An 11,464-nucleotide genomic window follows, 5' to 3' on the forward strand; every position below is an offset into this window, starting at 1 on the left:
TCGTCTAAGCAGGGATTATTAAATGAAAAGTTGTGCCTGCACCCTGTACGCTATGGACTTCAATGGTCCCCTCTACTTTATTAATTGTGCCATAGACCATAAGCATGCCAAGACCCGTACCTTCGGCTTTTGTCGAATAATAAGGCTTGCCTAGACGCGAAATTTCTTCCTTTGTCATCCCAATACCCGTGTCCTGGATGCTGATTATAATCGTTTGTTTTCTCTCTGAAACCTCAATCGTTAGCGTACCACCGCCCTTTTCCTTCATCGCTTCAATACCGTTTTTATATAGATTAATTAAACATTGCTGAATTTGATTTCGATCATAGCTTTTGTTCAAAGTGTTATTGAAACTGAACTTAACTTCGACTTTATGGATGGACGCATACGGCATGATGATATTTTTCGTATACTCCAGCTCCGCGAACATATTGGAGTACACCATGTTTTCTAATTGCGGCTTGGCAAAAGAAAGATAATCGCTAACGATCTTTTCCGCTCGATTCAGCTCTTGCAGCGATAATTCCACAAACCCCTTTTCTTCCGGCGTAATCGATTTCGACTTGTTAAGCAACTGCAGAAACCCGCTCGTAACCGTAAGCGGATTTCTTATTTCATGAGATACGCTGGCCGCAAGCTCGCTGACGACATTTAATCTTTCTGATTGGATAATCCGTTCGCGATTTTTAAAATTGATGATGATTTTTTCGATTAAAGTCATAATGACGCTCATTACGCCAACATATGTCGTTAAAGCATTTAAGGTAAGCATCCAGAATTGTTCACTTAACTCCCCGATCATAAAGATCAATGTAATCAGATAGAATCCCATTGTCAGGAAAGAAATTACCGTTGCCGCGATGACCCGACCTCTAGAAGCCAGGTTCATAAAATGTTTACTGTACAGGGGTATAACAGCCGTCACCGCTGTGGAAAAAAGAAAGGACGGGACCGCTCCCTCCCCGCTCACATAGAATCGATATATATTTAAGATGATATATAACGGGAGAGCATATCTATACCCTCCAAATAGAGCCATAATAATAAACGGGATATATCTTAAGTCGAAAATAAACCCAGTTTCTAATTGAATTGGTTTGGCAATACAAAGAACCATTGTCAACGCAGCTAGTAAAATAAAAATATTTCTATGATAGGAACAAGATATATTTTCAAAGAAAATTAAAAATAGCATAACTGGAAATAGTAAGAATAAGAAATTCAAAAGTAATGTTTCAAACAATACATAACTTCCTCTCAATAATTTGTTGCTAAACGAAAACTTAAGAGCTTCATTTGGTTTCACTTCATATTATAGACATTACGCAATCAAATATTATATGTAAAGATAAACCTGTTCATTTGCAATCGGAATAAACAAAATAGCACCGACGATGTGTCAGCGCTTCCTTCAAGGTATGAATGCAGCATTATTCGTATCTTATTCCGTGTGATATCTTTATTACTAGGTAGAAATAAGGAGGTTGTACGATGAAATTTATTTTTGATTTGGATGGAACGATCTGTTTTAAAGGCCAGCCTTTAAGTGATGCGATGGTTCAAGCTCTAGACTTCCTTGTCGAAAAAGGACATGAAATTATATTCGCTTCGGCCCGGCCTATCCGCGATTTATTGCCGATATTACCGTCTCATATGCATCATTTTCCGATGGTTGGCGGTAATGGAGGTTTTGTTGCAACTGGTGGAACTATCCTCTCAACCATTGCTTTTGATCCAGCTACAGCCGCTTCCATTATCGGTCTAATTCGCTCATTCGAAGCCGAATATTTAATCGACAGCAAGTGGGATTACGCTTATTCGGGCAGTGAGGAGCATCCAATTCGGAGAAATTTGGACCCTCAGCAGAGAGCAACAAATATTGGCATCGATGAACTGACGGAGATCATTAAAGTTGTCATTTTACATAGTTTGGATGGGCAAAAAATGCTAGAGGAACTGCTGAAGTTGCCGATCGTCATTTATCGACATGCCTCAGAGGATATTATTGATATTAGCCCACTTGGGATTGATAAATGGACCGGTCTCCAAAAGCTAGGCATAATGCCGCAGGAATTTATTGCATTTGGCAACGATGCGAATGATGTTTCGATGTTCAAACATGCCAAACGCGCAATCTGTGTTGGAGATCATGCTGATTTATTATTGCTAACAGCTGAGCAGGTAATAAATAAAGAAGCGCATGTGATCAACAAAATAATCACTTTAATGGAAGGCTTGGAAATGGAAGGAACCCAGCACGAAGTTTCACTTCTTAAATGTTGACAACTATTTCAGTAACCGTTACAATTCTATCTTGTGAATATGATAATCATTATCAATCGTTGAATCGTGCTCGCGATTCCATTGCTTATTCCTAGATAGACGCGCAGCGATTCATAGATTATAGTCAGCACGAGATTGAAGGGAGCGTCATTTTGTGAAAAAGCTGTTTATTCCACTACCTCTGGTTCTAGTTTTACTACTGAGCGCTTGCGGCGGTAATTCTGCGAACACCGCCAACAATGCAAGCAGCCCGTCTCCAACAGCATCTCCAGCATCGGCAACAGCGGCCCCAGAATCCGGTACCTTTACGTACCAATCGGAGGGTGGACCTATTGAGGTTCCAGCCAACCCGCAGCGCGTCGTTGTTATTACTCGCTTTTTAACCGGAAACGTTATGGCACTCGGTGTACCAGTAGTCGGTGTGGACGAAATGTCCAAAGATAATCCGCAATTCAAAGAGCAGCTTAAAGACGTTGCAACCGTTTCGGACGAAAGCGTTGAAAAGATCCTCGAGCTGGAACCGGATCTTATTATCAGTCTAGACGGCATTAAAAACATCGATAAATTAAAAGAAATTGCGCCTACCATTACTTATACCTATGGGAAGCTCAATTACCTAGAGCAACAAGTAGAGATCGGCAAACTTTTGAACAAAGAAAAAGAAGCCCAAGCTTGGGTTGACCAGTTCCAAGTTAAAGTTAAAGAAGCCGGAGATAAAGTCAAAGCGAAAATCGGCGAAAACGCGACGGTTTCAGTCATTGAAACCTTCAATAAACAGCTCTATGTTTATGGCGATAACTATGGCCGTGGTACTGAAATCCTTTATGAGGGCGGCTTTGGTCTTGCCAAGCCAGCGAAAGTCCAGGCAGCGACGGAGAAAGAAGGCTATTTTGCCCTGTCGACGGAAGTTCTGTCCGATTACTCTGGTGACTACGTTATCTTCAGTAAAAACGCGGATGAGGATAATTCATTCCAAGAGACAGAAACGTACAAAAACATTCCTGCAGTTAAAAACAATCGTGTTTATGAAGCGGACGCTAAAGCATTCTACTTCAATGATCCACTGAGCATGGAATACCAACTGGAGTTCTTCATCAAAAGCTTCCTCGGTGAGTAATTCGATGTTCATTTAAAAAGGTAAAGCCCGATTAGCTCTTAAACAAGCTAATCGGGCTTTGCTTTTTGTATGGAGAACGTTATTCCAGATTGGCATGCCGACCAAACATTGTCGTTGAATCATAACCCTTTTTCTCCATCAAACGGAGGATAATAGCATCAAAGAATAACAAAAGGGTCTGCTCAAATAATGAGCCCATAGGCTGTATGGTGGAGTAATGACCTTCCGATTTATCTTTAGGCGAGCCAGATAATTTAACGACGATGTTGGCTAATTGTCCAATCGATGATTCCGGAAATATCGTCACGGCCGCAACGGAAGCTTGTAAGCTTCTGGCTTTCTCAGCCATCGACAGCAGACTCTTCGTTTCACCGGAACCAGATCCGATGATCAGCAAGTCATTTTCCGTTACATTAGGCGTGATTGTCTCACCTATCACATAGGAATCAATCCCCATATGCATCAGTCTCATTGCAAAAGCTTTGGCCATCAAGCCGGATCGTCCTGCTCCAGCTAGGAAAACCTTGTTGGACTGGATAACTTGCTCGGCAAGAAGATCAGCTTGTCCATTATCCAATTGAATGGCCGCCTGCTGCAGCTCCTCGAGGATTTTAACCGAATAGAGATCCACGGTCATTGGCTTTAAGAACCTTGGTTAATCAATTCTCGCATCTCGGCGGCAGCAGCCTTCTTGTCCGCTTGTCCGGTAATACCTCCGCCTACAATAACTAGATCCGGGTTCGCTTTGATTACTTCTGGCAGTGTGCTTAATTTAATACCGCCGGCAATCGCTGTTTTTGCATTTTTGACAACGCGCTTGATCGTCAGAAGATCTTCGAACGAATTTTTTCCGACAGCCTGAAGATCGTAGCCAGTATGCACGCAAATAAAGTCAACACCAAACGCGTCGATTTCTTGCGCACGCTGCTCGAGATTTTTGACCGAAATCATATCAACAAGAATTTGTTTGCCTTGTTTTTTTGCTTCCTCTACCGCGCCTTTGATCGTCATATCTTCCGAGGCCCCTAATACCGTAATGATATCGGCTCCTGCTTCGGATGCCTTCATAACTTCATAACCTGCGGCATCCATTATTTTTAAGTCAGCCAGAACCTTCAGGTTTGGAAAAGCTTCTTTAATTTCTTTGACGGCGCGAAGCCCTTCGTTAATGACAACAGGTGTACCGATTTCAACGATATCTATATAAGCTTCCACTTCTTTAATCAATTGCTTAGCTTGAGGAATGTCAACAAGATCTAACGCTAATTGCAACTTCATGGATAGTTCACTCCTTAACATTTTGTTGGGGTATTGCTCGTGGGGCTTATTGTACGATGACGCTTTCCGGAAAGGAAGTACGCACTATTCGGTGACGTAGTACCCTTTTCGAAACCATGGACGACAAAAAGACCGTCAACAAAATGTTAAAGGTCTTACTAAATTAAACTATTTGATGTTGTTTAAACTTCAGTCCGCTCGTGATGCTGCTGCCCCCAACCGGCCATTACATCCAGCACTTCCTCCATCGTACGGCCATATTCCGTTAAGGAATATTCGACTTTTGGAGGTACTTGAACAAAAACTTCGCGATGGATGATCCCATCATCCTCTAATTCGCGCAGCTGTTGGGTTAGCATTTTTTGCGTAATATCAGGCATTCCTCGTTTGAGCTCTCCGAAGCGCTTGGCGTCATCTAACAGATGGCATAAAATGACCAGCTTCCATTTGCCGCCGATTACTTTTAAGGTCGTTTCAACCGAGCTTTTAAATAATTGGTCCCCCATATTAATGACTCCTTACATGGCTATTGGATGATGATAGCTTGGTAATTAATAATTTGATTATACTACAACATAAGAAACGGCAAGTTTTGTTTTAATCGTCTTATCCGTTGACCAGGAACCACCTTGAATCTATAGTTAAATTAATCTACTTGAAAGTGAGTGATTCTCATGCAAATGTTTAACTCCGACGTGTTCATTAATAAGGTGCGGAAGGGATAATTCAACAGGATCCCCTTTCGTGTTAAATCCAACTCACGGAGGGAAAAGAGTATGTCTTTTAGTTATTACGGTGAGCTTTGTACCGAGGTTTATGACCTTACCAAGAAAATAGGTCAATCCTTTGATGGTGATATAGAGTATTACCGCGACCGGCTGAAGCATTGCAAGGGCCGAATTCTTGAGGCAATGGTCGGGTCGGGACGTGTAATCATTCCGCTTCTCGAATCAGGTCTTATTGTAGATGGAGTTGACTATTCCCCCAAAATGCTGGCTTCTTGCCGTCAACATTGTGAAGACCGCGGATTAGCCGCTCAATTTTATGAGGCAGATCTTCAGGAGCTGTCTTTACCGGACAAATATGAGGCTATCATTATTCCGGGCGGTTCATTTTTGTTAATTGAACAACGAGAGATGTCACTGAACGTCTTGCGGCGGTTCTACGAGCATCTACAACCAGGCGGACGGCTTATCCTTGATCTTTTCCTGCCTGATCCTAATTTTGAGTGTGGTCCGTTTGGTGGTGCATCAACATTCAACTTACCGAATGGAGACATCATCACAATGGAAGGCAAACTTGTCGAAGCAGATTTATACCATCAATACAAAGTCTCCTATTTAAAATATGAAAAATGGCGTAACGGTGCTCTTATCCAGACCGAGCTGCAACGGTTTGCATTACGCTGGTATGGTGTTGAGGAATTTAAGCTCATTTTGGAAAACATCGGATTTTCGGATGTGAATGTGTCAGCCGATTTCGAGTATGGCAAAGCACCGAGTAATGGAAAGCAGAAGTATGTATACGAGGCGATACGAAATTAGTGGTGGACTAAGGATTTTACGATTGCAAAGACCGGATATAGCCATTGGCTTCTCCGGTCATTTTGTTTTGTAGAAAAGTTACAAACAGCTATTAATTTCTCCAAGGAATCGGGCTTCAGAAAGAAGGAGAATATATGCGAATAACGGCTTCAAATTAATAGAAACTTGAACTCAACTATTATCCAATAAGGAGCTTATCGAAGAACAATGGGAGCTGAACTTCTAAGCTGAGACGTTAAACGTATAGCCCTTGGCCCGTTGAGCTCGAAATACGCTTGACAGAGTACGTTTACATGCGTAAACTCAAATAATGGTTTACAGCTGTAAACAATTAACCAGGAGGGTGAAACCTGATGAATGAATCCCCCCATATTACCGAAGCTGAAAGCGAAGTGATGCATCTCCTATGGCAGAAAGAGCCTTTGTCAGCTAACGAGATTATTGCCAAGCTGTCGCAACAAATGCAATGGTCGGATCAAACTATCAAAACCTTCCTGAACCGCCTACATAAGAAAAAAGCAATTCGATTCGAAAAGTCCGGAAGGAACTACCTATACTATCCCCTCGTTTCACATGATGATTATTTAAAAGCGGAGAACCAATCTTTCCTAAACCGGATATACAATGGGGCTGCTGGATTGTTATGTGCAAAATTTATTCAAGAGCAACCTCTCTCCGAGAAAGACATTGAAGAGCTTCAACTAATATTAGAAAACAAGAAGAAATCATGAAGCATCTCGAAACGATATTTTCGCTCCTTTTCACAGCTTCACTCGCATCGATGGTCGTTCTGATCTTACTGCTTTTGATTAGAAATTTTTTCCATAAGTATCTTAACCCTAAAGTCGTTTATATATTGTGGTTTCTTGTATTGATTAAGTTGTTGGTTCCATTCGCTCCGCAAAGTGCTTTCAGCTTATTCAATTTGCTGCCTCAGTCAACACCGGTTGAATGGATTTCAACTCAGAAAAGTACACTTCCCAATCCTTCTTCCAAAGCTAACTCCAATAAGTTGATTTCCGAATCCAGCTCGAACCTTGCTGAGGAACCTGCCTCAATAGCCGCACCACTTCCCCCTTCAGATCAATTGTTTGAGAGTGATAGGGATGGACTACAATGGCGGACGATCGTGGCGCTCCTTTGGTTTGCCGGAGTTCTATTTTTAAGTGCATATTACCTGTTTAGCTGGCTTGTATTTAGAAGAAGAATTGATGACTCCGTTAAGCTCAACAACGAAGAGGTACTTTCTGTTCTAGAAGCATGTAAAGAGAAATTGTCTATTCGAAAATCGATTCCCATTTATGAGACAAGCCGCCTCCGCAGCCCCTGTCTCTATGGCTTGATAAAGCCAGTCATTTATTTGCCTAGAGATATTGTTACAATTGCGGATTCAAGACAGCTAACGCATATCCTGCTGCATGAGTTAGTTCACTACAAACGCAAAGACTTATGGTTCAATTCTCTATGGATGCTGTGCACTGCGATGCATTGGTACAATCCGATTGTTTGGCTCGCCATGAATAAAATGAAAACGGATCTGGAAGTCGCCTGCGATGCGGCTGTGCTCGAAGTGCTGGATGAACGAGAAGCTGCTTCTTATGGCAAGACTCTGCTTATGCTGTCGCGTTTATTTGTCAGAGGTGGTTCGTCTCAAGTCAATCTGTCGCATTTCTTTAATAACAAACATGAAATGAAAAGGAGAATTACGATGATCTCCAAGTTCAAAAACGGGTCATACAAGCTATCTGCAGCCGCGATTCTCTTGCTTCTTACCTTAAGTATCATCTTACTCACCAATGCGTCGAATTCTGGAAAGAGCTCCGCGTCAGCGGAAAAATTCACAGAGAAAATCCCCTCTTTTAAGCATAATGAGTATTTCAGATGGTTCAACAGCCTCGATCGAGCACTCGATTTTCAAAAGTTCAGCTTGAAAGTACCCGATTATCTTCCTGAAGGTTACGAACTTAATGGTGTACATCTTAATACGAATTTTACTAAAGCCAATAAAGCTGATCTTATCGATATGGCAACCATTACTTTTGTATCTAACTTTGGAAAGAAAAACGAACGCCGAATTGAGGTTACCGCGTCTAGGGGTAAAGGGAATTTGTTGGAGCACAATCAATTGCTAGGGGCCCCTTATTCCAATTATGAAAAAGCTGAGACTGCTGAATACCGAGAGAGAGCGGTCAAGTTTGACAATGTTAAAGGCACTTTATTCACCGATACACGGCGCAATAAGCAAAGGGTCGAAACAGGACAAAGTTTCCTCTGGCAAGATAAAGACTTATCCTATGCAATTAATTACTATAGTGAGCATTTATCACAAAAAGAACTAGCAAAAATGGTGAAATCCTTTACTTTACCGCAGCAGGTTCAGCATGTTCGCTACGATGGCGAGAGAAACTCATTTCCTCTATATGATGAGAAAGATCTACTGGCAGCAAAGAGTGTTCTCGGCTTTAAGGTGAAAATCCTGAAAGGCTTTAACGGTACTGAGCTTTCGTTAATGGAATTGATTCTGTTGAGGGGGAATAATCAGAACACAGGATTCTCATTCAAACAAACCGAGGATGCTCTGTGGAGTACCTATTCTGCACCGGAGAAAGGCCGCTTAGAATTTTACCAGAGCAAATTCCCGCTTTTTGACAAAGCTAAGCTCACTTTCACTCGTACGCTGGAAGTTAATGGCGTCCAAATTTCGGCTTATGCCGATAAAGACAATCTTTACTTCAAACCTAGCCTCACCGGAAACACTGGAGAGCTATTGAGCTTAACTTATTACTTGTGGGAACAAGATGGTATTCAATATTCCGCTATTTTCAATGGATTGGATGATTACCATAAAGAACACCTGAATGCTTTATCAGTAGCTCCACCTGAATAGTGAAGTTCATTTGTAGCGGTTAAATAGCCATTTGTGATACACGCCAATGACCATCCAAAAGGAGAGTCATTGGCGTGAGCTGCTTTATGCTTTTGATGCTTTATAATATGTCTTTAAAAAAGTATAAATTCCCCTTTCAAAATCAAGCTTATTTCATTTAACCTACAGCTCTCCGCAAAATATCAATATTTTCCTGAAGAAATGCCTGGTTTTTTTCGATACCTCTGTTTTTGCACCAGACAACCGCACAGAAAGCATCGTAAAAATCATAAAACGGAAGCACTGCTTCCAGGTTTATCATAGGGCGAATCGTTTGGTACCCTTCCAAGTACGGTAACTTTGTGCTGGGGTTTACTGTCCAGATATATCTATTCATTTTAGTAAAATCTATTTCAGATGATCCGCCTCGAGCACTTTCGAAATCAATAATACCAGTGACTTTATTATTGTTCACCAATATATTTGCTGGTCTAAAATCCATATGAACAACGGAAGGTCCGTCAGGCTCTGGTAAAGCAGCAAAGACGCCATCAAAGTGAATCATACACCTTTCATATAAATCTGGATCGAGAATTTCTCTACAGGGCTCTTTCCATTTTTCAAAATTACTTTTCATATGTAATCTCCAATCGTTTTGATCAAGGAATTTAAATCCATTCTTTACATGCTGACCGTATCCTGGAGTTTGAGTGTCATGGAGCATCGCATGATACATGCCAATTTGAAAAGAAACTGTCTCATCAATATTCCCCGTACAAGGCTCACCTTCAATTTCTGAAAGAAGCAACGCCCCCGTAGTATTTTCATCCCCATCCCAAAGGTCCAGTACTTTAGGAACAGGTATTACGTCCTTTAATAGTTCAAGCACCTGAAATTCTCGAAATAGCTTGTCCTTGTTGTATGGAATTTTCACATAAACGTTTTCCCTGTTAGCTAGAGAAATTTTATATACCTCAGAACTAAATGACTCTGGGACATCTTCTATATTCAAGACGTTCAGCTTTAACTTTTCGATAACGTTCAGAATGACACTCATATTGCACCTCGCGTTATTTTATTAGTTCATTTCCTGGGCTTCCGTACTCATTTGCTGGCTTAATTGGGGTTCGCTTTACAATAATCTAAAGTTTCATGTGTACCCCCTGAGAGCTAATTCGCTTCCACTGTCCAATAGCCTTTTTTCGAACCGATTTCTTCCGCCAACATGGCTGTGGGGGCTAAAACCTTTCATAAGCAATAGCCCCCACAACCTAACTATTTAGCCCCCAAATGAACTTGGACAGTACACCCCTTACTTCGATGCAATGATGTTAAGGCGGAGGGGAACAGAATGAAGAGGAAGCTATTTAGCCCCCTAATGAACTTGGACAGTACACCCCTTACCCCGATACAATAATGTTGAGGCGGAGGGGAACGGAATGAAGAGAAAGCAGTACGATCTGAATTTCAAAAAGATGGTGGTAGCCCAAGGGAAAGAGATTGGCAACATGACCACCGTAGCCAGGCAACATGAATTGGATTCGAAGATGGTTATCAGATGGGCTAAAGAATTGAATCGTAAGGATCTCGATCAGTTGGACGGGAAAAGCGTCAAACAATCGAAGTTCGTTCCAACAGCGGAAGGTTATGTACAGCTGGAAAAAGAGAATGAAAAGCTTAAAAAGCTATTTGCTGAACAAGCCTTGGAGAGGGACATTCTCAAAGACCTACTAAAAAAAACAAACCCACAGTTGCGGATAAAATAGACATTGCCCGGACGTATATTGCGCTCGGACACAACATCAGCTTCGTCCTTCGTGTGCTCGAAGTGGAGCGATCCACCTACTACGCTCATGAAAGACGGGAGCAGCAAACAACGTCGGTAACTGCTTGCAGCAGCGGTCGTCCCCTGCCAGGCCTGTCGTACACACGAGATGAGAGTCCGGTTAGTGATGAACAAATCTGCGAGTGGCTCATGGAGTTTCTGGCTGGCGAAGGCGCGTCGTATGGCTACCGGAAGCTCACCGTGCTACTCCGAAGGCGGCATGGGCTACAGATCAATAAAAAGAAGGTCTATCGCCTATGCAAGCAAATGGATGTGCTCCGCCCGCAGCGACAGCTAAAGTTCAAGTATCCCAAGCGTCTGGCTAATAATCGCGTCCTTACGGGCTCTAATCAGCTGTGGGAAACAGATATTAAGTACGGTTTGATCCACGGCGAGCAGCGATTCTTCTTCTTGCTGAGTATCATCGATGTGTTTGATCGCGCGATAATTACGTATCACATTTAACCTGTGAGGCAAGACATCTGGTTCAGATCACGCAGGAAGCTTTGATGAAACGAAAGCTTTTTGACAATGTGAATTCGCTTGTCGTT

General features: G+C 42.0%; 12 protein-coding genes. 7 read left to right on the top strand and 5 right to left on the bottom strand.

From position 1 onward, the window contains the following. Positions 1–4: 4 nt before the first annotated feature. A complete protein-coding gene (locus CGZ75_RS15910; RefSeq protein ID WP_089525253.1) occupies positions 5–1,243 on the bottom strand; it encodes an ATP-binding protein in 1,239 nt (412 codons plus the stop codon). 248 nt (positions 1,244–1,491) lie between these two features. Here CGZ75_RS15910 and CGZ75_RS15915 point away from each other — a divergent pair, with 248 nt between their 5' ends. Both CGZ75_RS15915 and CGZ75_RS15920 read left to right on the top strand, forming a co-directional pair. After that, positions 1,492–2,283, top strand: coding sequence for an HAD-IIB family hydrolase (locus tag CGZ75_RS15915; RefSeq protein ID WP_089525254.1), 792 nt, complete (start codon positions 1,492–1,494; stop codon positions 2,281–2,283). Positions 2,284–2,437: 154 nt separating this feature from the next. After that, positions 2,438–3,400, top strand: coding sequence for an iron-hydroxamate ABC transporter substrate-binding protein (locus tag CGZ75_RS15920; RefSeq protein WP_089525255.1), 963 nt, complete (start codon positions 2,438–2,440; stop codon positions 3,398–3,400). Positions 3,401–3,479: 79 nt separating this feature from the next. Here CGZ75_RS15920 and hxlB read toward each other — a convergent pair whose 3' ends face one another. The 3 genes from hxlB to CGZ75_RS15935 form a co-directional block, all read right to left on the bottom strand. Continuing rightward, entirely contained in the window at positions 3,480–4,037 is a 558-nt protein-coding gene (hxlB, locus tag CGZ75_RS15925) for a 6-phospho-3-hexuloisomerase (protein ID WP_089525256.1), read from the bottom strand. Between the two features lie 5 nt (positions 4,038–4,042). Then, entirely contained in the window at positions 4,043–4,678 is a 636-nt protein-coding gene (gene hxlA / locus CGZ75_RS15930; protein ID WP_089525257.1) for a 3-hexulose-6-phosphate synthase, read from the bottom strand. Positions 4,679–4,860: 182 nt separating this feature from the next. Then, entirely contained in the window at positions 4,861–5,184 is a 324-nt protein-coding gene (locus tag CGZ75_RS15935; RefSeq protein ID WP_089525258.1) for a winged helix-turn-helix transcriptional regulator, read from the bottom strand. A gap of 270 nt (positions 5,185–5,454) precedes the next feature. Here CGZ75_RS15935 and CGZ75_RS15940 point away from each other — a divergent pair, with 270 nt between their 5' ends. From CGZ75_RS15940 to CGZ75_RS15950, 3 genes are all read left to right on the top strand, one after another. Beyond that, positions 5,455–6,222: a class I SAM-dependent methyltransferase gene (locus tag CGZ75_RS15940; protein ID WP_089525259.1), complete on the top strand. Its 768-nt coding sequence runs from the start codon at positions 5,455–5,457 to the stop codon at positions 6,220–6,222. A 353-nt stretch (positions 6,223–6,575) separates the two neighbouring features. Then, positions 6,576–6,953 (top strand): BlaI/MecI/CopY family transcriptional regulator, encoded by a 378-nt coding sequence (locus CGZ75_RS15945; RefSeq protein ID WP_089525260.1) that lies wholly within the window; start codon positions 6,576–6,578, stop codon positions 6,951–6,953. Continuing rightward, complete coding sequence (locus CGZ75_RS15950) at positions 6,950–9,109, top strand: M56 family metallopeptidase (RefSeq protein ID WP_089525261.1); 2,160 nt, start codon at positions 6,950–6,952, stop codon at positions 9,107–9,109. The genes CGZ75_RS15945 and CGZ75_RS15950 overlap by 4 nt, the downstream gene beginning before the upstream one ends. 157 nt (positions 9,110–9,266) lie before the next feature. On the opposite strand, the gene CGZ75_RS15955 is transcribed toward CGZ75_RS15950, so the two are convergent. Then, positions 9,267–10,145: a phosphotransferase family protein gene (locus CGZ75_RS15955; RefSeq protein ID WP_089525262.1), complete on the bottom strand. Its 879-nt coding sequence runs from the start codon at positions 10,143–10,145 to the stop codon at positions 9,267–9,269. 382 nt (positions 10,146–10,527) lie between these two features. Between CGZ75_RS15955 and CGZ75_RS15960 the strand changes: the two genes are divergently transcribed. Beyond that, positions 10,528–10,854 carry a transposase gene (locus CGZ75_RS15960; RefSeq protein WP_089525263.1) on the top strand — a complete coding sequence of 109 codons (327 nt, stop codon included), beginning with the start codon at positions 10,528–10,530 and terminating at the stop codon, positions 10,852–10,854. Between the two features lie 62 nt (positions 10,855–10,916). Next, the gene (locus CGZ75_RS15965) at positions 10,917–11,378 is read left to right on the top strand and encodes an IS3 family transposase (RefSeq protein ID WP_176444880.1); all 462 of its coding nucleotides are present in this window, start codon (positions 10,917–10,919) and stop codon (positions 11,376–11,378) included. Positions 11,379–11,464 lie beyond the last annotated feature (86 nt).

Origin of the sequence: Paenibacillus herberti (assembly GCF_002233675.1) — a bacterium.
Taxonomy (GTDB): Bacteria; Bacillota; Bacilli; order Paenibacillales; family Paenibacillaceae; genus Paenibacillus_O; species Paenibacillus_O herberti.